The sequence below is a fragment of the Streptomyces sp. NBC_01723 genome, assembly GCF_036246005.1.
Taxonomy (GTDB): Bacteria; Actinomycetota; Actinomycetes; order Streptomycetales; family Streptomycetaceae; genus Streptomyces.
The window spans coordinates 6,225,324-6,247,527 of sequence record NZ_CP109171.1; the positions used below are offsets into that span (position 1 = coordinate 6,225,324).

At 68.2% G+C, this 22,204-nt stretch carries 16 protein-coding genes and 6 pseudogenes; 10 read left to right on the top strand and 12 right to left on the bottom strand.

What is annotated here, in order from left to right; all coding sequences use genetic code 11:
• Positions 1–3: 3 nt before the first annotated feature.
• Positions 4–270 (bottom strand): annotated as a pseudogene (locus OIE75_RS28945) (IS701 family transposase); the annotation flags it as partial.
• Between the two features lie 177 nt (positions 271–447).
• Here OIE75_RS28945 and OIE75_RS28950 point away from each other — a divergent pair.
• From OIE75_RS28950 to OIE75_RS41505, 8 genes and pseudogenes are all read left to right on the top strand, one after another.
• Positions 448–993: pseudogene (locus OIE75_RS28950) on the top strand (AAA family ATPase); the annotation flags it as partial.
• A gap of 257 nt (positions 994–1,250) precedes the next feature.
• Positions 1,251–1,517 (top strand): annotated as a pseudogene (locus tag OIE75_RS28955) (integrase core domain-containing protein); the annotation flags it as partial.
• A gap of 159 nt (positions 1,518–1,676) precedes the next feature.
• On the top strand, positions 1,677–3,434 hold the full coding sequence (locus OIE75_RS28960) for a hypothetical protein (protein WP_329472597.1): 1,758 nt from the start codon (positions 1,677–1,679) through the stop codon (positions 3,432–3,434).
• A gap of 247 nt (positions 3,435–3,681) precedes the next feature.
• A protein-coding gene (locus tag OIE75_RS28965) for an IS3 family transposase (RefSeq protein ID WP_443078401.1) occupies positions 3,682–4,886 on the top strand; the annotation gives its coding sequence in 2 pieces (ribosomal slippage) (positions 3,682–3,973 and positions 3,973–4,886; 1,206 coding nt in all).
• A gap of 275 nt (positions 4,887–5,161) precedes the next feature.
• Positions 5,162–6,222 (top strand): IS630 family transposase gene (locus tag OIE75_RS41500; protein WP_443078403.1). Its coding sequence is split into 2 segments (ribosomal slippage): positions 5,162–5,609 and positions 5,609–6,222, totalling 1,062 coding nucleotides; the frame shifts between segments, so codons are not numbered across the junction.
• A gap of 25 nt (positions 6,223–6,247) precedes the next feature.
• Positions 6,248–6,448: pseudogene (locus OIE75_RS28980) on the top strand (IS3-like element ISMyma3 family transposase); the annotation flags it as partial.
• An 18-nt stretch (positions 6,449–6,466) separates the two neighbouring features.
• A pseudogene (locus OIE75_RS28985) lies at positions 6,467–7,250 on the top strand (IS5 family transposase); the annotation flags it as partial.
• A 281-nt stretch (positions 7,251–7,531) separates the two neighbouring features.
• Positions 7,532–7,666 (top strand): annotated as a pseudogene (locus OIE75_RS41505) (RNA methyltransferase); the annotation flags it as partial.
• Positions 7,667–8,049: 383 nt separating this feature from the next.
• On the opposite strand, the gene OIE75_RS28990 reads toward OIE75_RS41505, so the two are convergent.
• From OIE75_RS28990 to OIE75_RS29025, 8 genes are all read right to left on the bottom strand, one after another.
• The gene (locus OIE75_RS28990) at positions 8,050–9,807 is read right to left on the bottom strand and encodes a SpoIIE family protein phosphatase (RefSeq protein WP_329472599.1); all 1,758 of its coding nucleotides are present in this window, start codon (positions 9,805–9,807) and stop codon (positions 8,050–8,052) included.
• A 943-nt stretch (positions 9,808–10,750) separates the two neighbouring features.
• Entirely contained in the window at positions 10,751–11,170 is a 420-nt protein-coding gene (locus OIE75_RS28995) for an NAD(P)-binding domain-containing protein (RefSeq protein ID WP_329472600.1), read from the bottom strand.
• A gap of 272 nt (positions 11,171–11,442) precedes the next feature.
• Positions 11,443–12,039 (bottom strand): isochorismatase family protein, encoded by a 597-nt coding sequence (locus OIE75_RS29000; RefSeq protein WP_307018173.1) that lies wholly within the window; start codon positions 12,037–12,039, stop codon positions 11,443–11,445.
• A gap of 40 nt (positions 12,040–12,079) precedes the next feature.
• Entirely contained in the window at positions 12,080–12,988 is a 909-nt protein-coding gene (locus tag OIE75_RS29005) for an urease accessory protein UreD (RefSeq protein ID WP_329472601.1), read from the bottom strand.
• Positions 12,985–13,683 carry an urease accessory protein UreG gene (gene ureG, locus OIE75_RS29010; protein WP_307015539.1) on the bottom strand — a complete coding sequence of 233 codons (699 nt, stop codon included), beginning with the start codon at positions 13,681–13,683 and terminating at the stop codon, positions 12,985–12,987. The genes OIE75_RS29005 and ureG overlap by 4 nt, the downstream gene beginning before the upstream one ends.
• Positions 13,684–13,713: 30 nt before the next feature.
• On the bottom strand, positions 13,714–14,388 hold the full coding sequence (locus OIE75_RS29015; protein ID WP_329472604.1) for an urease accessory protein UreF: 675 nt from the start codon (positions 14,386–14,388) through the stop codon (positions 13,714–13,716).
• A 75-nt stretch (positions 14,389–14,463) separates the two neighbouring features.
• Positions 14,464–16,317: an urease subunit alpha gene (locus OIE75_RS29020; protein ID WP_329472605.1), complete on the bottom strand. Its 1,854-nt coding sequence runs from the start codon at positions 16,315–16,317 to the stop codon at positions 14,464–14,466.
• A complete protein-coding gene (locus tag OIE75_RS29025; RefSeq protein ID WP_329472607.1) occupies positions 16,301–16,963 on the bottom strand; it encodes an urease subunit gamma in 663 nt (220 codons plus the stop codon). Before OIE75_RS29025 ends, OIE75_RS29020 begins: the two co-directional genes overlap by 17 nt.
• A gap of 646 nt (positions 16,964–17,609) precedes the next feature.
• Between OIE75_RS29025 and OIE75_RS29030 the strand changes: the two genes are divergently transcribed.
• Positions 17,610–17,804 carry a ribbon-helix-helix protein, CopG family gene (locus OIE75_RS29030; protein ID WP_037672007.1) on the top strand — a complete coding sequence of 65 codons (195 nt, stop codon included), beginning with the start codon at positions 17,610–17,612 and terminating at the stop codon, positions 17,802–17,804.
• Positions 17,801–18,193: a type II toxin-antitoxin system death-on-curing family toxin gene (locus OIE75_RS29035; RefSeq protein ID WP_307015543.1), complete on the top strand. Its 393-nt coding sequence runs from the start codon at positions 17,801–17,803 to the stop codon at positions 18,191–18,193. The genes OIE75_RS29030 and OIE75_RS29035 overlap by 4 nt, the downstream gene beginning before the upstream one ends.
• Before the next feature lie 537 nt (positions 18,194–18,730).
• Here OIE75_RS29035 and OIE75_RS29040 read toward each other — a convergent pair.
• The 3 genes from OIE75_RS29040 to OIE75_RS29050 form a co-directional block, all read right to left on the bottom strand.
• The gene (locus OIE75_RS29040) at positions 18,731–19,603 is read right to left on the bottom strand and encodes a carbohydrate ABC transporter permease (protein ID WP_329472609.1); all 873 of its coding nucleotides are present in this window, start codon (positions 19,601–19,603) and stop codon (positions 18,731–18,733) included.
• Complete coding sequence (locus OIE75_RS29045) at positions 19,600–20,574, bottom strand: carbohydrate ABC transporter permease (protein ID WP_329472611.1); 975 nt, start codon at positions 20,572–20,574, stop codon at positions 19,600–19,602. Before OIE75_RS29045 ends, OIE75_RS29040 begins: the two co-directional genes overlap by 4 nt.
• A 112-nt stretch (positions 20,575–20,686) precedes the next feature.
• Positions 20,687–22,009: an ABC transporter substrate-binding protein gene (locus OIE75_RS29050; protein WP_329472613.1), complete on the bottom strand. Its 1,323-nt coding sequence runs from the start codon at positions 22,007–22,009 to the stop codon at positions 20,687–20,689.
• Between the last annotated feature and the right edge of the window lie 195 nt (positions 22,010–22,204).

Here is a 22,204-nt window from a genome sequence, read left to right on the forward strand (position 1 = left end):
CACTCAGGTGCGGGGGCTGGGCACGAAAAGCTGCCAGGAGTCGCCGAACCTCTGCCGCTGTGAGCCCGATGACCCCGGCTGTCCCACCTGTTCCGCCCCTTTTTTCCAGGACTGGTGTGCCGTGGCGGCCAGGAAGGCGTGCGCGAGCATGGCCAGAGTGATGTGCCGATACCAGCCCACGTAGCGGCGGACCTCGTACTGGTCCAGGCCGCACTCGTTCTTCGCGGCCTGGAAGCACTCCTCGATCGCCCAGCGCGCCCCCGGCCTGCGAGACCACCGCCCGGCCGCCGCCTTCGATGCGGACACGCGGGTACGACCCGATACGCTTGCTCACCTGGAGAGTGCTTCTTTCCCTGCAGCCAACAGGACCCTAGACAAGTCCCATGGTTGCAGGTCAGGAGTACTCTTCGCTTATTTGATCAAGCCTCGGGCACCCCACCCCGTGAAAGCGCGAGGCTAGCCCACCTGCGCAAAATCCCGCTGCCACCCGGATCAGCCCACGCCGCCTACGTCCTCGTCCCGCCCGGCGCCACCGCGAAAACCCTCATCACCGAGTTCGCCCGCTACCTCGGCATCCCCGTCACCACCCGCATGACCCAGACCCAGATCACCGACGCCGTCTGCCACACCTACACCGCCGCCGACGTCCAACTCGTCCTCATCGACGAAATCCACCGCCTCAACCCCCGCACCACCGGCGCCCAAACCGCCGACCTCCTCAGAGACCTCACCGAACGCCTCCCCGCCCGCCACGGTAAACGCCACCCCTTCCGGGACGTCATCATTAACATCGAAAAAGCCCTCGACCTCCACCACCACAAACCCGGCACCCTCCCTCGGCACGCCTCCTACCTCCACCAGCGCACCGCAGGCCGCGTCGGATCCCTCACCCGACTCATCCGCCAAGCAGCTATCACCGCCATCCACGACGGCACCGAACGCATCACTAAAACGACCCTCGACGCCGTACGACTCGACCACCTCGCCGAATAACACAACCGCCCCACACACAGCCGCTAACCCCCGCCCACCGAACAGGCAAAATTGCCCTGACCAGTACAAACACCAACTGAGCCTTTACGCGCTAGCGAAACCCACAACGAACCCGGCCCCACTCGGCACACACGGCAAAACCAGCTCAACACCCGAACTACCCGCTGGAACCGTGCACCCGGCACTCTCAATGGACCCACAACACACCAGGCCAGCAAGTCCGCGATACACCAACCAACTCCCCTCCGAGCGTTACGCGCCAGGCCGGCGTCCGCCGGTCCATGAGCGCGATCGGCAGCTCGGCGGACAACGCGCTCGCCGAGTCCTTCAACGCGGCCTTCAAACGCGAGACGCTCCAGGGCCGCAAGACCTGGTCCAGCGAACGCGAGGCCCGACTCGACGCGTTCGGCCGGTTCAACCGCTACAACACCCGACGCCGCCACTCCCGCCTCGGCCAACGCAGTCCCATCGCCTACGAGACAGCACTCGCCACGACAACAACTACCCTGGCCCAAGCCGCATAGCCCGTGTCCAAAAATCCGGGTCAAGGCCCCACCCTCGCAACTCTACACATCTGAACAGAATTCCTGACTCAGAAGACTGGGGCAGGCGGGTGTGAACCGTCGGGCAGTGTGTTGCGTTGAGGGGGTGTGTTTGTCGGTGGTTTGCGTATGGAGGATGTCATGGATCAGCAGGCTTCCCTTCAAGGGCATGCTCTGGGGATGGCACGCCTGTACGGCCTGAGCGGCGAGCTGGAGCACACCGCCCAGGTCTTCCTCGGCCACCTCCCCACGCGGACCAGAAGGGGCGCGCCCGAGTGGGAGAACGCGGCCCGGCAGCGGATGCATAACCTCCTCAAACCTTCGATCGTGGTCAGTGCAGCGGAGGGGAAGGTGCTGGCGCAGGCGCTGATACCTCTGAAGGTACGGCCGCAGGGGGAGGGTTACTACATCGACCCGGCGGTACCGCGGCACAGTGACGACACCAGGGCGGCTGCGCATGTCAGCAACGCCATGGGGATCGCACGGCTGTACGGCCTGAGCGGGGAGCCGGAATACACCGCCCAGGTCCCCCTCGGCCACCTCCCCACGCGGACCAGGAAGGGCGCGCCCGAGTGGGAGAACGCGGCCCGGCAGCGGATGCATGATCTCCTCAACCCTGAGAGGGTGGTCAGTGCAGCGGAGGGGAAGGTGCTGGCGCAGGCGCTGATACCTCTGAAGGTACGGCCGCAGGGGGAGGGTTACTACATCGACCCGGTGGTGCCGCGGCTCAGTGATGAGACCAGGGCGGCTGCGCATGTCAGCAAAGCCATGGGGATCGCACGGCTGTACGGCCTGAGCGGCGAGCCGGAATACACCGCCCAGGTCCCCCTCGGCCATCTCCCCACGCGGACCAGAAGGGGCGCGCCCGAGTGGGAGAACGCGGCCCGGCAGCGGATGCATGATCTCCTCAACCCTGCGAATGTGGTCAGTGCAGCGGAGGGGAAGGTGCTGGCGCAGGCGCTGATACCTCTGAAGGTACGGCCGCAGGGGGAGGGTTACTACATCGATCCGGTGGTGCCGCGGCTCAGTGATGAGACCAGGGCGGCTGCGCATGTCAGCAACGCCATGGGGATCGCACGGCTGTACGGCCTGAGCGGGGAGCCGGAATACACCGCCCAGGTCCCCCTCGGCCACCTCCCCACGACAGCCAGGAAGGGCGCGCCCGAGTGGGAGAACGCGGCCCGGAGGCGGATGCATAACCTCCTCAAACCTGCGCATGTGGTCAGTGACGCGGAGATGAAGGCGCTGACGGAAGCGCAAATCCCCCTGCAGCCACGGCCGAGGGGGGGTTACCACATCGACCCGGCGGTAGCGCGGCTCAGTGACGAGACCAGGGCGGCTGCGCATGTCAGCAAAGCCATGGGGATGGCACGGCTGTACGGCCTGAGCGGGGAGCTGGAATACACCGCCCAGGTCTCCCTCGGCCACCTCCCCACGCGGACCAGAAGGGGCGCGCCCGAGTGGGAGAACGCGGCCCGGCAGCGGATGCATGATCTCCTCAGCCCTGCGAGTGTGGTCAGTGCGGCGGAGATAAAGGTGCTGACGGAAGCGCTGATCCCTCTGCAGCCACGGCCGCAGGGGGGTTACTACATCGATCCGGCGGTACCGCGGGAGCGGGACTTCTTGTCCGGTGTGGTTGCCGGTGGTGTGCATCCCGGGCTGGGGCTGCCTGGTGCGGGGGCTGTGCAGTCTTGGAGCGGGGCCGGTGTGCCGCTGCCGGGAGCTCTGCCTGCCTCGGACGAGGCGCACAACCCGGTGGGGAGCTATCTGGTGTCCGCGGCCGGCACCGGTCAGTTCCCCAGTCCCCAGGCCGGTCACCAGCCGGGCCCCTCCCAGGCGGCACCGCCGGCTTTCGGGTATCCGACGGCCCCTCATCCCGCCAAGAGACAGAGGCGCTGAGCTTGCCCCGCCTCCAGAACACAGACCACCACCTTCTCCCTTGCCGACGGCGCTTGAATGCTGAGCCGATTCCCACCCTTGGAACCTGAGTGAATGTTTGGTTCTCGGTTGTCAGTTTCATTTGATTTGGCTGTCGCGCCAGTTGGGGGTGGTTTCGTGGGTGAGGCGGCGGGTCATGAGGGGGCCTTGACCCTTGATCCCGGACACGCGAGACACTGGATCCTGAGGATCTGAGGACGGACATCTCGTGGTCATGGAGAACTGTCCGCCGCAGTTCAAGGCGGACGCGGTCGCACTGTACCGGTCGCGGCCCGAGGCGACGATCCGCCAGGTCGCGGCCGATCTGGGGATCGTCCCCGAGACGCTGCGGAACTGGGTCCGAGCGGCGGGTGCGAGCCGGCCGCGGGGGCGCCGGGCGGAGGTGTCGGCGGAGCCGCCGACGGTGTTGGAGGCGGAGAACGCGGCTCTGCGGAAGAAGGTCCCTGAGCTGGAGGAAGAGCGCGAGATTCTGCGGAAGGCGGCGAAGTATTTCGCCGGGGAGACGCGCTGGTGAACCGCTTCCAGTTCGTCGCCGACCACCAGCGCCGCTGCGGCGTGAAGCGGCTGTGCACCATCCTGGGCATCGCCCGCTCCAGCTTCTGCTACTGGCGGGCGACGGCTGCGGACCGGGCCGCCCGGCAGGCGGCCGAAGCCGCTCTCGCCGCACGGATACGGGCCGTGCACCGCGAGTCGGACGGCACCTACGGCGTTTCCAGGATCACCGCCGGGCTCCGCGAGGCGGGCGAGCGCGTCAACCACAAGCGGATCGCGCGGCTGATGCTGGGTGCCGGTCTGGCGGGCGTGCGTTTGCGCCGCAGGCACCGCACCACTGTTGCGGACCCGGCTGCGGCGAAGGCCCCGGATCTCATCGGCCGCGACCTCACCGCGAGTGAGCCGAACACGAAGTACGTCGGCGACATCACCTGTCTCCCGCTGGACGGCGGGAAGTTCCTGTATTTGGCCACCGTCGTCGGCCTCGCCTCACGCCGCCTGGCCGGCTGGGCGATCGCGGACCGCATGCGCACCGGCCTCGTCACCGACGCCCTGGCCGCCGCCCAGCGGACCCGCGGCAGCCTCGCCGGGGCGGTCATGCACACCGACCACGGAGCCCAGTACACCAGCCGGGCCCTCGCCGACGCCTGCCGCCAGGCCGGCGTCCGCCGGTCCATGAGCGCGATCGGCTCCAGCGCGGACAATGCACGCGCCGAATCCTTCAACGCGACGTTCAAACGCGAGACGCTCCAGGGCCGAAAGCACTGGTCCAGCGAACGCGAGGCCCGACTCGACGCGTTCCGCCGGCTCAACCGCCGCTACAACACCCGACGCCGTCATTCCCACCTCGGACAACGGAGTCCCATCGCCTACGAGACAGCACTCGAGACAACATCAACTACCCTGGCCCAAGCCGCATAACCCGTGTCCAAGATTCCGGGTCAAGGCCCGAGGTTGATAGCGGCGAGTTGTATCATGGCTGCTGATCGGTGGGGGTGGGGTTTAAAACCCTCCGGGTCTGATGGAGGCTCGATTTCCTGAAAGGATCGAGTTATGGCACGTCTGTCCCCTTATCCGTCCGAGCTTCGTGAGCGTGCGGTGCGCATGGTCGCGGAGATTCGTCCCAACTACCTACTGACCTTCAAGCGTGGTGTCGGTGGGCTGACGGCTCATGATCCCTGCGGTATCCCGAGTAGATGAGGTATGCCCAGGGTGGTGGCCTGACCGACGAACGCCGGGTCTTCCGTGAGAAGTTGCGGTTGGAGGCGGCCGAGCGGTTCCGGTACGGCGACGAGAACACGGTCATCGCGCACGATCTGCGTGTCAGTGTCCGGTCGGTGCAGCGGTGGCGCAAGGCCTGGTCGCAGGGCGGGCCAAGGGCTCTGGTTTCGAAGGGGCCCGCGTCGCTGCCGCTGCTGAGCGACGAACTGTTCGCCGTGCTGGAGCGTGAACTGCTCAAGGGACCGGTGGCACACGGCTGGCCGGACCAGACCTGGACCCTGTCACGGATCAAGACGCTGATCGGGCGCCGGTTCCACAAGAGCTACACCGTGCAAGGCGTCGCCGCCCTGCTCAAGCGGCACGGCTGGAGCTGTCAGCTTCCCGCCCGCCGCGCGATCGAGCGGGACGAGGCCGTAGTGGCCGGCTGGGTGAAGGAGACATGGCCCCAGGTGGAAGGACCGTGGCGGCGCTCGGCGCCTGGCTCGTCTTCGAGGACGAGGCCGGATTCTCGATGACGCCGCCGACCACCCGCACCTGGTCCCGCCGCGGTCACACCCCCGTCATCCGCGTCCGGGGCCGCTCCCGCCGCCGCTTATCGGTCGCCGCCCTGGCCTGCTACAAGGCCGGCGAACCCTCGAGGCTGATCTACCGGCCCTGCCCCGATGCCCGGCCCGACGGCCGCAAAAGCTTCTCCTGGAACGACTACCGCGACCTCATCCAGACCGCCCATCAGCAGCTCGGCGGACCGATCGTGCTGGTCTGGGACAATCTCAACACCCACCTCACCGCCGGCATGCGCCGCTACCTCGCCGATCGCGACTGGCTCACCGTCTTCCAGCTGCCGCCCTACGCACCCGACCTCAACCCGGTCGAGGGCATCTGGTCCGTGCTGCGACGAACCACCACAGCCAACCGGGCGTTCGCCAGCCCCGATGACCTGATCACCGCCGTCCGCCGCGGCCTACGCCAGCTCCAGTACCGACACGACGTCCTCGACGGCTGTTTCGCTGGCACCGGCCTGCGCAAACCATCATGACGACATCACGCATTCAAGGTCAGTAACTGAGTGGGCCGCGATGAAGGCTGTTGCGGCGAAGCTGGGCATTGGTGCGGCTGAGACGGTGCGGACGTGGGTCCGCAAGGCCGAGGTCGACGCCGGCCGGCGGCCCGGCAGCACGTCCGACGAGGCTGCGGAGATCAAGCGGCTCAAGGCGGAGAACGCCGAGCTGCGGCGGGCCAACGAGACCCTCAAGGCGTCGTCGGCTTCGTACTACCGAAACATGACGCGACTACGCCCGTATCCCAGCGACCTGTCCGATGCCCGCTGGGAGTTGATCGGCCCCACGCTCACCGCCTGGCGGGCCCAGCGCAGGGGCAAGGGCCTGGACATCGGCCGTCCCCCGAGCATGCCTTCGCCGCATCATGGACGTCGATCGCACCGGGATCCCCTGGCGCTACCTGTCGCACGACATCGCACCGGGGGAGACGGTCTACGGCTACTTCGCCGCTTGACAGAAGAAAGGCGTCTTCGCCCAGCTCGACGGCCTGCTGCGACGCCTGGTTCGTGAAGCCGAAGGTCCCAGCGCAGAGCCGAGCGCCTGCGTGCTCGACGCGCAGAGCGTCAAGACCTCCACCAGCGTCCCCGCCGTCGGCCAGGGCATCGACGCGGGGAAGAAGATTGTGGGCAGGAATCGGAGCATCGTCACCGACACGCTCGGCCTTCTGCTTGCGGTGCTGGTCACCGCGGCGAGCGTACAGGACTCCAGCGTCGGCACGCTCCTTCTGGACCGGGTCGCCGCCGACCACCCCGGAATCCGGAAGGTCTGGGTGGACGGTGGCTGCCGACAGCCCTTCGTTGAGCATGCTGCCGCCCTCGGCATCGACATGGAAATCACCACCCGCAAGCCCGGGACCAGGGGCTTCACTCCGATCCCGAAGCGGTGGGCGGTCTAACGGACCTATGGCTGGCTCATGCTGCACCGCCGCCTGGCCCGCGACTACGAAACCCGTGCCCACCCGCTCCGAAGCAGAGTTCTTCCTCGCCTGCGAGACGAGACTCCTCCTGCGGGTCCGGCCTCCGAGTCGGGCTCCCATGCGGAGCAGGATCGCCTCGTAGAGGCGATCCCGTCGGGCGGCCACACTGCCTGCCGGGATCGATCACGATGTCTCGGGGGACACATCCTCCCGACTGACACGTGGCGAGCCCACAGCAGGCGCAGGCGCGACTTCACGCGTGAGGCTCCGGAGCGGAGGAAGCGCTGCCGTGCTGCGAATGGCCATGCCACGCCAGATTGCCCGCGCCAAACCGACGTACGTCCGTGACGCTCATTTGACGCTCCGGGCGTCCACTGGCCCTCATTCGGGACCTAAAAGCTCCTTTGACCTGCTGCTTTACCGCCCGCTCCCAGGCCGACATCTTTCCGATGACGCATCACGTGGAGTGCGTGGCGATCTTGGAGCCTGCAGCAAAGGGGCTCTGACGTGCTGTTTCTCTGGATTGCTGAGGATCGCCGGTGGTTCCTCGACCTGTTCTCCAAGGTGCATGGTGTGGAGTCTTGCCGTATGTCCGGGAGGGCTTCCGACCCGCGGTTTCGACAGCTGACAGGAGGGCCCCGGGCTCCGGGATCGCGGTATTCGCATGGACGGCCGGTGCCACTCGTGACGCTCACCTGACGCTCGTTCTGATGGCAGGTCAGGACCTTCCAGGTGACGTCAAGGACCGCGTTCTTGCCCCGCTCACCGGCGGGGCAGTGCGGGGCCCGCAGCGCGCGAAGTTCTCGCGCGGCGGAGAGAGGCGTTCGAAGCCTCAGCCCACCGGTTCAGGAGCTTCGACCGTCTCCTGTTTCCGCCCGCTTGATCTGCCTCACGCGCGGGTCAGGCGGGTCAGGCGGGTCGTATGGGAGGGGGTGCGCAGAGCGATCATGGCGACGTCGTCATCGTTGTCGCTGGGGCGGACCTGATCCAGCAGCAGGTCGCAGAAGGAGTCGAGGGGGCGGTGGGCGAGGGAGGCCGCGTGTCGGCGCAGGCGGTCAAGCCCGTGATCGATGGAGTGGTGCGGGGATTCGACCAGTCCGTCGGTGTAGAGCAGGAGCGTGGCCCGGGGTGGCAGGACGGTGACGGCGTCGGGGCGAGGTCTGGTGACGCCGGTGCCGAGGAGTATGCCGTGAGCCTCGTCGAGGTAGCGGGTCTGGCCGTCATGACTGATGAGCAGGGGCGGCGGGTGGCCGGCGTTCGTCCAGCGTAGGCGCCACAGTGTGTCATTCCCGAGGGTGAGCCTGGCGAGGATCATGGTGGCCATGGGTACCTCGGCTATGTGCATCACGGCATCGTCGAGCCGTGTGACGATGGTGCTGGGTTCGGCCTCGGGGTGGGACCAGGCGAAGGCGCGCAGCATGTTGCGGACCTGCGCCATACCGGCCGCGGCGTCGAGATCGTGTCCGACGACGTCACCGATGGCCAGTGCGTGGGCGTGGGCGGCCAGGGCGAAGGCGTCGTACCAGTCACCACCCACGGAGGAGGCGTCCGGAGCGGGTACGTAGCGCGCGGTCATCTCCAGCCCGGGCAGGACGGGCAGTTGGGGCAGCAGGTGGCGTTGCATGGTCTCGGCGACCTTGCGCTGGCGCTGGTACAGGCGCGCGTTGTCCAGCGCCAGGCCCGCCCGGCGGGTGAGGTCCTCCAGCAGCGGCAGGTCGGCAGGGGTGAAGGCGTCGTGACGCTGGGCGCGGCCCAGGGTCAGGGCGCCGAGTACGTCGCGCAGTCCGCGAATGGGTGCGATGGCGGCGGAGTGCATACCTGTCGCGGTGAACAGGCGCTGCTGCTCGACCGCGATGCCGGAGTCGGGCGGGCCGTGGTAGGTGGCGGGGCCGGCGAGGGAGGAGGCGGCGCCGCGCAGGGCCCGTGACAGGGGCATCGGTGACTCTGCCGGGACCGGGGGCATGGGGCCTTGCAGGTCGTCCCGCTCGACGAGAATGCCATCCTTGTGCTCCATCACGAGAACGCGTCGTACTTCGTCCCGTTCGGTGAGCAGGTCGAAGACCGCCCAGTCCGCGAGCCGGGGCACCGTCAGGGCCGCCAGTCGGTGCAGCGCCTCGTCGACGTCCAGGGTGGATGTGAGCTGGGTGGTCGTCTCCGCCAGCAGGGCCAGGCGGTCCAGTTCCGTCAGCGGCGCGGACTGCCCGCCGTCGCTGTGGCGCACGTCCCCTGGCTTCGGCTCGTACAGCATCGCCAGCGCACCTGTCCCGCCCGGGCCGGGTGTGTAGGGCGTGACCAGCCAGGACAACTGGACGAGAGTGCCGTCCCCGCGGGCGAACCACTCGGCGTCGCCATGCTTGGTGGCCCCCGTGAGGAGGGCCTTCCTCATCCGGCAGCGCGTGCGCGGCACCGAGTGTCCGTATCTGTCCCGGTGCAGCAGGTCGTGGAAGTCCTGACCGACGAGTTCTGAGGCTTCCCTGCCCAGCAGGCGTTGGGCCACGCTGTTGACCGCGGTGATGAGACCATCGTCATCGACCGCGATGGCGGACGCCCGCAAGTTTTCCAGCGTTCCGTCGAGCAGGGCGCCAGAACGCGCCCGATGCCCGGACAGGGGAACACTTTCCCTGCCGGCAGCGGCGACGTCGTCCATGTCCCTCCTCTGTTCAAGCCCGAATCGAGGCGAGTACCCCAACCGGAGTCCGGCATGCACCGAAGGCTCCTCTTCCCTGCTGCGACTGCTCGAGCACATCCCGGTGGCGCAGGAGGAAGTCGTCCTTGAAGCCCCGAATGCCGGTCGCGAGTGAGGAGGAGGAATGGACTCCTGTTCCTGACGCTCTCGGCGCAGGCACGCGGAGCAATGAGCCGGAAAACGGTCCCTGAGCTGGTCTTCTTCTGCACGGCATGGGCGCGATCCACCGGCCGCCGGGTCCTGGTCGTCGGCCTGGGAGGACAGGGACTGTGCCGCCGTATGCGCGATGCCATCCACTCGCCCCGCGGGGGACGCCGCCGCTGAAGGTCCGAGCTCCCGAGGCCCCGCCAGCTCGAAGCGTGCCCTCTGCGGAGTGTGTCGGTCGTGCGGTCGCCCACGCGGGTGGAGGGAAGGGGGACTTGCACCGCCTCGCGCCGTAACGCGCGCGCGATGGCGCGCGCTTCGATGCCGGCCTGACGAAGGACACCCGTGAGTGGATTGGTGTATCCGGTGAAGTACAGGCGCGCGGCTTCGGGACGGGTCAGTGCTCCTACGGCGAGAGGTTGCCCGTCCTCGTTGAGTACGCCCAGGGACCCGACCAGGTCGTGCAGGTTGGGCTGGTACCCGGTGGCGGCGATGACCGTGTCGGGTCGCAGTCGGGTGCCGTCGGCCAGTAACACGTCGGGGCCGTCGAACGCCTGGACGGCTGCGACCGGCTCGACCCACCCTGACCGGACGGCGTCCACGAAGCCGTGGTCGAGCACCGGGTTGACTCCTTCGCGGGCATTGCGGGTGTACAGGCCCGTGCGGGGCCGCGGCAGCCCGCGGGAGGCCGGGTCGGGCACCGCGAGACGTTGCGTGAGCAGGGAGGTGCGGTCGCGCCACGTGAGCGGGAGGATCTCCGTCAGCCGGCCGACCGCGTGCCATCGGGCGCTGAAGCGGGAAAGATGTTGGGTGGGGTACGGACTGCGATCCGTACCCGTTCGGCTCCCGCCCCGGCGAGGACGCCGGCGATCTCGGTACCGCTGTTACCGGCGCCGACCACCAGGACGTGCGGCCCGCGGTAGGGGGCCGGAGAGCGGTAGTGGGCCGAGTGGAGCAGCGTGCCGGTGAAGGTCGAACGCCCCGTCCAGTGCGGGACGTTCGGGGTGTGGCAGCGGCCGGTGGCCACCACGACCGCATCGGCAGTCATCGGGCCGTCGTGGGTGTGAACCAGCCACTGTGCTCCTGAACCCGGCTCGGCCCGTTCGATGCGCTGCACCAGGGTGGTCACCCCGGACGTCGAGTCGGTGATGGACGACGTAGCTCTCCAGATATCGCACATAGTCGTCCCGGCTCACCCACGGGCCAGCTTGGCGCGGCACCGGCAGGCCGGGGGCCAGAGCTGCAGTGACTCTTCCTGCCCGCCGTCGCCGCCCCGACCCTGGCTCGCGGTGCTCTACCCGAGCACCGCGAGCTGATGGTGCGCATCGGCGACTATCTCGCCGACCACCACAACGGTGACGGTGGCTGGGCCTGCCCGCCCCACAGGGCAAGCCAGTTCAGATGTCACCCGATCGTGCGGCAGACCCGTGTGTTCCACTCACTGGGAGGCTTCTAAGCCTCCGCGACCACGGGTGTGCCGGACAGTTCCACGCCAACTTGGCTCAGTTCGTCGCGAGCCTGCTGGATCGTGTCGTGGTGTACGCCGGCGGTCAGGTCCAGCAGGACTCGGGTGGTGAATCCTGCTGCGGCGGCGTCCAGGGCGGTGGCCTTCACGCAGTGGTCGGTGGCGATACCAACGACGTCCACGGTGGTGACGCCGTGCTCGCGCAGCCACGCGGTCAATCCCGTCCCTTCTTCGTCGGCGCCTTCGAAACCGCTGTAGGCGGCCTCGTAGGCACCCTTGTAGAAGACAGCGTCAAGGGCTCCGGCGTGTACGGCGGGGAGGAAGTCCGGGTGGAAGTCGGAGCCTTGCGTGCCGGCCACGCAGTGCACGGGCCAGGAGGTCTTGAAGTTGGGGGTGTCGGAGAAATGGTCTCCTGGGTCGATGTGGTGGTCGCGGGTCGCCACGACGTACTGATAGCCGGCTTCTGCCGCGCGTCCGACCAAGTCGCGGACTTTGACGGCGACCAGGGCGCCGCCTGCCACGGGAACACTGCCGCCTTCGCAGAAGTCGTTCTGCACGTCCACCACGATCAGTGCTCGTCCCATGTTCCTGTCCTCCGGTTCGGCGTTCACGTCGTTCATGGATCTACTGCTCGCCGTCGGCATCTGGCCTCGGCGTCTCGTAGGCGTAGGCGAGGACGGTGTCGAGGAGGTGGCGCAGCTGGGCCGGTGTCGGGGCGACGGCGATGGCGATGAGGGCCTGGGGGTCGGCGAGAGGGGTCAGTACCGCGTGTCCCTCGGCCGGGTCGTCGCCGATGACATGCGGCTCCTGGGGCGTGCCCAGCCCAGGATCGACCAGGAGGAGCTGCCCCGTCGCCCGGTGGGCTCCGAGAACGGCCGGGCCGTCCCACGCCGGCGCTGGGTAGCCGTAGGCGGCCTGCTGGTCGAGGAGTGGTCGCCCGCCGCGGCGTACGGCCAGGCGGGTGGTGAGGTAGCCCGGCACCTCGCCCGAGCGGCCCAGGAGTTGTTCCTCCCGCATGACCAGACGGGAGGTGGGGGCGAGGTTGACGGTGAACGTCTGGTGCAGGGTGCTGCCCCGAGTACTGATCAAGGGTTCGGGCAGCCAGTGCAGGGTCGCGTCGTCGTCCACCCTGATCCGTACGTCGTACGTGGCGGGGATGGTTGTGGGGCCGCGCAGGGCGATGGTGGCGGCGGCCGTGGTCACCTCCAGTCGGGCCCGTGTCCCGGCGGTGATGTCGAGGGCGAGCCGGTCTCCGCCGAGCGGTGCGCTCATCGCGCCGAGTACACAGACACGTGCCTGCTCTCCGCGGGCCCGTAGCCGGCGCAGGTGGAAAGGACCGTCGCTGTGCAGGAGCGGAACCGTCGTGGTGCGGCCGTTGTGGGCGGCCCGGATCTGGGCGGTCGCGGTGACGCCGGACGGGTCCGCCGGGGCGGATTCGGTGGAGTGCCGACCGTGGGGGCCACCGTCGGCTCGCAGCGGTTCGTCGGCCGGCGCCGGAATCACGGCCGGCGTCTTCGCGGTGGTGAGGTTCACCGGGCGGATCCGGTGGCGTGCCAGGCGGCGAGGCAACTGGTGACCCAGTCGGCGATCGGTTGGATGCCGTCGGGGGTGGTGAGGCTGGTGAAGGCGTACGGCAGGTCCCTCCGCTGCCTGCGGGTGTCGGCCCTCATGGTGTCCAGGTCGGCTCCCACGTACGGTGCCAGGTCGGTCTTGTTGACCACGAGGAGGTCGGCGGTGGTGATGCCGGGGCCGCCCTTGCGGGGGATGTCGTCGCCGCTGGCCACGTCGATGACGAAGACCTGGCTGTCGACGAGCCCGCGGGAGAAGGTCGCGGTGAGGTTGTCTCCCCCGGACTCGATGAGGATCAGGTCGAGCGGGCCGAGGTCCTGTTCGAGCTGCTCGACGGCTTCGAGGTTGGCGGAGATGTCGTCGCGGATGGCGGTGTGCGGGCAGGCTCCGGTCTCCACGGCGGTGATGCGCTCCGGTGGCAGCACAGCCTCACGGCGCAGGAAGGCCGCGTCCTCCTGGGTGTAGATGTCGTTGGTGACCACGGCGATGGACAGCCGGTCGCGCAGGGCGCGGCACAGGGCGGCCACCGTCGCGGTCTTGCCCGAGCCGACGGGCCCGCCGAAGCCGATGCGCAGGGCGCGGCGGCCGCCGTCAGCGAGCAGCGGTTCGGCGCTGTGGGTGTGGCGGTGCGGCATCGTCACGGGGTGGTCGAGGTGCACGAGGAGGCTCCATGCGTCGGTCGGGGCTGGTCAGGAGGCGAAGAGCCGGACGGTCCAGGCGGCGTGCTGCTCGCTGGTGATGTCCAGCAGGGGAGCGGAGGCGGCGGGAAGGACGCCGACGCCCTCGGCGGTGACGCGGCGCGCCGCGGCGTCCGCGGCGTCCGCGACGGTGTCGAGTTCGCCGGCGAGCCGTGCCAGGACGGCGGTGGCGTCGAGCGGATCCAGGCTCAGCAGGCGCACCGCGGCGGTCGCCGGGCCGCCGACGCTGTCGTAGGCGGCGGCCCGGGCGGCGTCGAGCGGGGCGAGTCCGGCGGCGCGGGCGGTGACGCCGAGCACGACCGGCTGGTGGGCGCCCTGGGGCCGGTGTCGGGCGAGGTGGTCGAGGTCGGTGCTGGGCCAGGTGGCCCGGGCCGCGCGCATCAGCTGCCGGCCCAGACGGCGTGCGATGCGGCGCAGCGCCGGTACGGGGGTGCGGGTGTCGGCGGCCTCGTCCAGGGCGAGGGCGTCGCAGCCGTCGGCGGCGGCTGCGGCGAGGCCGGCGGCGACCAGTCCGGCGGTATGCAGCCGGCCCCGGCAGAACGCCTCCAGGCTCGCGGTGTCGTGGACCCGGCCGGAAGCGACGGCGGCCTCCATTCCGCCGGAGTGGGCGTGCCCGCCGGCCGGGAAACGGCCGTCGGCCAGGACGAGCAGGGCAGTGCGGCTCATGGGGCGACGGGACCGCCTTTCGCGAGGAGGTGCCGGAATCGGTCGCGCGGGCGTGACCGATTCCGGCCGTGGTGGTCAGAAGAGGAAGTACCGCTGTGCCAGGGGCAGTTCGGTGGCGTAGTTGCGTCCGATTTCCTGCCCGTCGACCGTGGTGCGGACGTCGGACGTGGTGGCGCCGCCGATGGTGACGTCGAAGGTGTCGGGGTCGATGTCGATCTCCGGGACGCCGTTGTTGTGGACCATGTCGGCCTTGGTGACCTCCCGGGTGGAGCGGATCGGGTGCAGGGGCTTGAGCAGCCCGATCCGGGAGAGTTCGCCGTCCAGGGCTGTCTCGGCCACGAAGTTGAAGGAGTTGGCCGCCGGAGCGCGGCCCTTGAAGCCCCAGACGGGGCGCGGGAGGTAGGGCTGCGGGGTGGGGATGGAGGCGTTGGCGTCGCCGATCTGGGCGTAGGAGATCTGGCCGCCCTTGATGACCATGTGCGGCTTGACGCCGAAGAACTTCGGTTCCCACAGCACCAGATCGGCGAGTTTGCCGGTCTCGACGGAGCCGACCTCGTGGTCGATGCCGTGGGTGATGGCCGGGTTGATCGTGTACTTGGCGACGTAGCGGCGGGCACGGAAGTTGTCCGCGCGCGCGTCGTCCTCGCGCAGGTGACCGTAGCGGGACTTCATGACGTGCGCCGTCTGCCAGGTCCTCATGATCATCTCGCCGATGCGGCCCATGGCCTGGGCGTCGGAGGACATCATCGAGATGGCGCCCATGTCATGCAGCAGGTCCTCGGCGGCCATGGTGGAGGGCCGGATCCGGGAGTCGGCGAACTTCATGTCCGCCTCGACCTCCGGGTTGAGGTGGTGGCACACGATCATCATGTCGACGTGCTCCTTGACGGTGTTGACCGTGAAGGGCCGGGTGGGGTTCGTCGACGCGGGCAGCACGTTCGGCTTGCTCGCGAGGCTGATCATGTCGGGGGCGTGGCCGCCGCCGGCTCCCTCGATGTGGAAGATGTGCAGGCTTCTGTACTTGGCGTCCTTGGTCCTGCGGTCCTTCTTGGTCGCGGCGAAGGTGTGGTGCACGAAGCCGGACTCGTTCAGGGAGTCGGCGTGCAGGGCGACCTGGACCCCGGTCTCCTCGCACACGTTCAGGGCCGCGTCGATCACGGCCGGCGTCGCGCCCCAGTCTTCGTGGATCTTGAAACCGAGGGCGCCGGCCGCGACCTGGTCGTGCAGCGCCTTCTCGGAGATGGTGCTGCCCTTGGCGAGCAGGCCGATGTTGACCGGGAAGGCGTCGAGCGCCTCGAACATGCGCTGGATGTGCCACTTGCCCGGTGTGACGGTCGTGGCCGTGCTGCCCTCGGCGGGCCCGGTGCCTCCGCCGATCAGTGTCGTCACCCCCGAGGCGACCGCCTCGTGGATTTGCTCCGGGCACAGGAAGTGCACATGGGTATCCACGCCGCCCGCGGTCAGAATGCGGCCCTTGCCGGAGATCACCTCTGTCTCGGGCCCCACGACGAAGGCCGACGCGCGCGGGTCGCGGCTGGCCGGCGCCGTCATGGTCTCGGGGTTGTACGCCTTGCCGATGGCCCGGATGCGGCCGTCGCGCAGCCCGACATCGGCCTTGACCACGCCCCAGTGGTCCAGGATCAGAGCGCCGGTGATCACGGTGTCCACCGGTTCGCGGGGGTCGTCGCGGGGGATGTGCGACTGGCCCATCGACTCGCGGATCACCTTGCCGCCGCCGAAGACCATCTCATCCCCGCTGATCCCCGGGCCGCCGCACCAGTCGGCGTCGATGCGCAGGACGAGATTGGTGTCGGCGAGCCGGACCCGGTCGCCGGCGGTCGGCCCGTACAGGTCGGCGTAGCGGGAACGCAGCAGTGGGTCCCAGGGCTTGTCCTTCTTGGCCTTGTTCTTCTCAGTCCTGTCCGGCATCGAGGTGCTTCTCCTCTTCGCTCTTGTCGGCCTGCAGCCCGTGGACGATCCGCTCACCGGCGATCGGCACCAGCATCACGGTGCGCTTGTCGCCGGGCTCGAACCGTTCGGATGTACCGGAAGGGATGTGCAGCCGCATGCCGTGGGCCGCCTCACGGCGGAACTTGAGTCCGTCGTTGGCCTCGGCGAAGTGAAAGTGGGAGCCCACCTGGATCGGACGGTCCTTGGGGTTGCGCACCACCAGCGGCACGGGCGTCGCTCCTTCGTTGAAGGCCACCCGGTGTTCGTCCTCGTCCGGCAGCAGTTCCGGCTTGCCGGGATGAATATCCACCTTGGTGGACGCCTCATCGAACGGATCGTGGATGGTCACCAGCTTCGTGCCGTCCGGGAACGTCGCCTCGACCTGGACGTTGTCGATCATCTCCGGCACGCCGTCCATGACCTCGCTGCGCTGCAGCACATGGCGCCCGGACTCCATCACCGCATCAACCGTTGCCCCGGCCCGTGCCTCCTCATAGACGTGCGCCGTCAACAGCGCCATGACCTCGGGATAGTTCAACAGCAGACCGCGTTCACGCCGCCGCTGGGCGACATCGGCCGCCACGTGGATCAACAGACGTTCCTGCTCATGCGGAGTCAGATGCACTCCGGTCCCCCTTCTCCTGTCCGTCGCTTCGCCCGCGCGGCAGGCATCACAAAGCGGAACAAAGGGATGCCACCGGTCGCGCCTGTCGCAGACCGATCCTGAAAGAGGGGGGAACCCACGGACAGTGAAACGGTCTGGTTGGCCCGGATGGAGTGAACCGGGGTCAAAGGGAGCATGCGGGGCGCAACACCCGCGTGCGAGGCGGAGAGGCATCGGCTGATCTCGTGAGTAGGCCCCACTGTCTTCCGCGCGGTGAAAACTGCCGGCTGTCCGGCACACGTACGAGCAGTGCTGTCGAGGGAGAGGCGTCACCCATGTGAGCGGTCCGCTTCACGCCAGTACGGGCTTCGGCGAAGCCTTCCGGAAGCGGGCGCCAGAGCACACCTGCTGCAAACGAAACGCGGCTTTCCCGGGGCTGCGGCGCAGCGGCCTGTGTGCACGCGCTGCTGGAACACGTTCACGGACGACCGCTGGCAGTTGCTCTGGCAGCCCTCGCTGCGCAGCGAGGGAGGCGACGTGTGAGGGCTCGAGGCGGAAGTCTCTGCTGCACCTCCGCCCGCGCTGCGAGCCACCATCTTCGGCCGCGCGTTGCTAGGGAACGCGACTCCACCGCGTCACTGTGATACCGGTCAGGTATCATGGCTGTATGGCGATGACACTCCGACTCCCCGACGACCTTGACGCGAAGCTCACCGAGCGGGCTCGTCGGGAGGGGCGCAGCAAGCAGGAGCTTGCCATCGAGGCCATCCGTGACGCCCAGAACCGGGCCGAGCTGAAGGTCGATGATGTCCTGGCCGAGCTGATGGACAGCGATGCGGAGATCCTGGACTACCTGAAGTGACGGACGTGCGCTACCTCCAGGTCGACGAGATCCTGGCCATCGCCCGCGCGGTCAACGGTACCGAGCACAGTGTGCGTGACATGGGCCTTCTGGTGTCGGCGATCGAGCGACCCCGCACGAATGTGTTCGGCGCCGAGTTGTATCCCACGCTGCACGAGAAGGCTGCGGCACTGCTGCACTCCGTCGCCCGCAACCATGCGCTGATCGACGGCAACAAGCGCACCGCCTGGCTCGCCATGCGTGTCTTCCTGCGGTTCAACGGCGTGAGCGCCGGGGCCGTCCCGCCGCCCGTCTCCGTTGCCGGTCCGTTCGTCGAGGACGTCGCGCAGGACGAGGTTGACGTACCGGTCATTGCCAAGCGCCTGTCAGCCTGGCTCCCCGTTTCCTGACGTTCGACGACGTGACGGCAGGGCAGACGCGTGCCGTGCCCTCACGCGCGGTCCGGCCTTGCTCGGGTCAGGTGTCGATTGTCCGTGCAGCAGTCCCCGATGGTGGTCACGGACGGCGAAGGGCGCGTGCTGTGGTGCAGCCCAGCAAGGCCCGCGAGCTGCACGGACATCATCCACGCACGCCAGTTGGGGCTGGTCGGGCCTCTGGCCGGCGGGCCCGCGGTGGGGATTCTCGCCGAGGCCGGCTCCCAGGGACTGGGCGCCCAGTCCGGCGGCCGGGTGGTGACACCCCCGCACCGCACGCGAAGAACGCCCCCGACTGGTGCGAGGAGATGCATCAGCGACAGCGCAAAGGTCACTCCTCACGTCGTATCCGTGTCGAGCACGGCACCGCCCGCCTGTGGACCGTCGGGCCCCGGCCTGCCACCTCCTCCGCCGTGAGCACATGAGCGACACCGTCCGGGCTGTCGCCGGCCTGCTGCAGCACCCCGTATGTTCGTCCAACAGACAACAGAACCGGGGCGGCGGGGAAACGGGCTACTTCGTGGCTCCTTGGGCGAAGCCGTTGTAGATGTAGCGCTGGAGGAACAGGAAGATCACGAGGGTCGGCACGATGACGAGGACGGCTCCGGCCGAGATGTTCTCCCAGTGCGCCCCGAACGGGCCCTTGAACCGGAACAGGGCCGTTGACATGGTCCCCAGATCCTCTTTGGGCATGTAGAGGAAGGGGATGTAGAAGTCGTTGTACGTGGTGATGCCCTTGATGATCACCACGGTGGCGATGGCCGGCTTCAACAGCGGGAAGATGATCTTGCGGTAGATGGTGAACGAGTTGGCGCCGTCGAGCCGCGCGGCCTCGTCGAGGGACTTCGGGATCCCGCGGATGAACTGCAGGAAGATGTAGATGGCCACGATGTCGGTGCCCATGTACAGCAGGATCGGGGCCCAGCGGGTGTTGAACAGCCCGAAGCTGTTGACGACCTGGAAGGTGGCGACCTGGGTCGTCACGGCCGGCACCAGCGTGGCGATCAGGAAGAGGGCCATGACGAGCTTCTTGAGGCGGAAGTCGAAGCGGTCGACGGCGTACGCGGTCATCGAGCCGATGATCACGGTGCCGGTGATGGAGAACAGCAGGATGAAGGCGGTGTTGCCGAAGGCCGTCATCATGTGGCCGTCGGTGAAGGCCGTGGCGTAGTTGGAGAAGTTGAGCCAGTCGTCCGGCAGGGCGAGGGCGCCCTGGCCGTCGGAGATCTCCCCGTAGGACTTGAGCGAGGTCAGGAAGATCACGACGAGCGGCAGCAGCACCACGAGGGAGGCGACGACCAGCGACAGGTACGTCAGGGCGGTGCTGACGCGCGGGCGGCGGCGCGTCTGCTCCCGCGCGCGGCGGGTGGGGGCGGTGAGGGTCATACGAGATCCACCTTCTCGTCGGGCACGAGGCGGCGCTGGATCCAGATGATCAGCAGGATGATCGCCAGCAGCACCACCGCACAGGCCGAGGCCAGGCCGGTCTTGTTGAACTGGAAGGCGTACTTCACCGTCTGGATGACGAACGTCGAGGTCTCCGTCGCACCGCCGGTCATGATGTACGGGATCTCGAAGACGGACAACGAGCCGGAGATCGCCAGGATGACGCTCAGGCTCAGCACCGGGCGGATGCCCGGCGCGATGATGTGCCGGAACTGCTTCCAGCGGCTCGCCCCGTCCAACTGGGCGGCCTCGTACAGCTCGCCGGGGATCGACTGGATCGCGCCGAGGAACAGCACGAAGTTCAGGCCGGTGAAGCGCCACACGGACACCCCGGCCATGGACGTGTTGGCCGACTCCGGAGTCCCCAGCCAGGCATGGTCGGTGCCGACGCCGAACCAGGAGAGGACCGAGTCGAGCGTGCCGCCGTCCTGGAAGAAGTACAGGAAGACGAAGCCGATGGCGACGCCGTTGATCAGGTACGGGAAGAACAGGATGCCCTTGAACAGGTTCCTGAAGCGCAGGTCGAAGCTGAGGACGGCGGCGAAGTACAGGGCGATGACGATCTGTACGACGGACGCTGCCAGGTAGTAGAGGCTCACCGCGAACACCCGTAGCAACTCGGGCCGGGTGAAGATCTCGGTGTAGTTCTCCGTACCGACGTAGTTGCGGTCCGGGCTGACACCGTCCCAGTCGGTGAAGCTGTAGTAGATCATGTTGCCCACCGGCACGTACGTGAACGTGATCAGCAGGGCCAGGGGCGCCAGCAGGAACAGCCACGGGGTGAGCTTGCGCAGCGGCCGGTCGAGCCACGAGGAGCCGGCCAATGCGCGGTGCAGGGAGGGGCGTTTTCCGGTCCGGCCCGGCGCGGCGGCCGGGGCGGGTGGTGAAGCGGCGGAACCGGTTCGGGTCATTGCGGAGCCAGGGCCTTTCGTCGTCCGCTGAGGGCACCGGGTGCCGGGTCCCGTTTCACCGGCAAGGCGGGGAGGGGACCCGGCGGATGCTGGGCGCAGGCGGGTGCCGGGATCAGGAGCCGGCGGTCTGCTTGGCCTCGGACCAGCGTTTGTTCAGGTCGTCGAGATAGCCCTCGAGTGATCCGTCGGTGGCGCCGCGCGCGATGTCGATCAGCTTCTTGCGGTAGTCCGGCTTGTTGAGTCCGATCTCGGAGGCGTTGTCGATGGCGTCCACCTCGGCCGTCCGCGCCGCGGAGCGTTCGATCAGCTTGACATCGTTGTCAACGTAATCCTTGAGCGTTTCCGGCATGCCCTCGGACTTCAGGGCGGAGACGGCACCCTCCTTGGCCGCGTATCCGGACTCCTCGGTGAACCAGTCGATCCACGCCCGTGCGGCCTCCTTGTGGTCGGAGTGGATGTTGACGGCCTGCTGGTAGTCGGAGACCAGGGTGGAGCAGAACGTGCCGTCCTTCTGGGGCGGGAGGGGCATGAAGCCGATGTCGTCAGGGTTCTGGCCGGCCTTCTCGGCCGCGTCCCGCATCTGGTTGACGGCCCAGGAGCCGAGCACCATGCTGCCCACCTCGCCCTTGGCCAGAAGGGTCTTGGAGCTCTCCCAGTTGGTGGTGGCCGGATCGTTCTCCGACAGCTTCTCGTGGACGATGTCGTAGAGCAGGGTGTCGAGGGCGTTGAGGTCGTTGCCCTCGGCCCACGGCTCGTCCATGTCGGCGAGCTTGTCGTGGCCCCGGGTGTCGCAGCTGATGGAGCCGACGCTGTTGGTCCAGGGGCTCTCCAGCGGCCAGCCGTCCTTGAAGTTGGTGTAGTACGGAGTCGCCCCGGTCTTGTCCTTGACGGTCTCGAGGTCGTCGAGGAACTGCTCGGTCGTCGTCGGCCAGTCGGTGATCCCGGCCCGCTTCCACAGCGCCTTGTTGTACACCAGGCCGTTGGCGGTTCCGAAAGTGGCGATGCCGTAGGTCTTGCCGCCGACGTCGGTCTTGTCGGTGAAGCGGTAGGTGGGCTTCATCGACGAGGTCTCGCCGAGCGGTGCGAAGAACTTGGGATAGTCGCCCTTGGCCACCGCCGACGGGATCAGCAGGACGTCGCCGTAGTCCTCCGTGTTCATGCGGATCTTCACCTCCCCCTCGTAGTCGGTGAGGCCCTCGAACTTCACCTTCACGTCGGGGTAGGTCTTGTTGAACTCGGCGGCGTACTTCTTCATCGTCCCGTCCTCGACCAGGTCGGTGCGATTGGTGAGCACGGTGATGTCCCCCGAGACGCCGTCCGGGTTCACCGGCGCGGCGGCGGTCTCGCCGGCGTCCGCGCTCCCCCCTCCGCTGCACCCCGCGACGGTCAGTATCGCGGTGGCGAGCAGTGCGAGGCTCAGCGTCCTCTTCCCCATGTGCCCAGCTCCTTTCCAAGGATTACGGCTCGGGCTCCGGTGGTGGCTGACGGCGACTATGTCAGCCGCTCATGAACCGGTAAAGCTCTCTAATCGCTCGCGATACTCAATCGTTACCTGGCGTGGAGTGGGTGGGTGGGCCGAGCGGGAGCCGCCTGCGTCTTCGCAACGGCTCCTCGTGCTCTGAGATGACTA

Coding starts and splice junctions, on each gene's coding strand:
- OIE75_RS28960 (WP_329472597.1), top strand. CDS start 1,677: ATGGATCAGCAGGCTTCCCTTCAAGGGCATGCTCTGGGGATGGCACGC.
- OIE75_RS28990 (WP_329472599.1), bottom strand. CDS start 9,807: ATGGACGACGTCGCCGCTGCCGGCAGGGAAAGTGTTCCCCTGTCCGGG.
- OIE75_RS28995 (WP_329472600.1), bottom strand. CDS start 11,170: ATGTGCGATATCTGGAGAGCTACGTCGTCCATCACCGACTCGACGTCC.
- OIE75_RS29000 (WP_307018173.1), bottom strand. CDS start 12,039: ATGGGACGAGCACTGATCGTGGTGGACGTGCAGAACGACTTCTGCGAA.
- OIE75_RS29015 (WP_329472604.1), bottom strand. CDS start 14,388: ATGAGCCGCACTGCCCTGCTCGTCCTGGCCGACGGCCGTTTCCCGGCC.
- OIE75_RS29020 (WP_329472605.1), bottom strand. CDS start 16,317: ATGCCGGACAGGACTGAGAAGAACAAGGCCAAGAAGGACAAGCCCTGG.
- OIE75_RS29030 (WP_037672007.1), top strand. CDS start 17,610: ATGGCGATGACACTCCGACTCCCCGACGACCTTGACGCGAAGCTCACC.
- OIE75_RS29040 (WP_329472609.1), bottom strand. CDS start 19,603: ATGACCCTCACCGCCCCCACCCGCCGCGCGCGGGAGCAGACGCGCCGC.
- OIE75_RS29045 (WP_329472611.1), bottom strand. CDS start 20,574: ATGACCCGAACCGGTTCCGCCGCTTCACCACCCGCCCCGGCCGCCGCG.
- OIE75_RS29050 (WP_329472613.1), bottom strand. CDS start 22,009: ATGGGGAAGAGGACGCTGAGCCTCGCACTGCTCGCCACCGCGATACTG.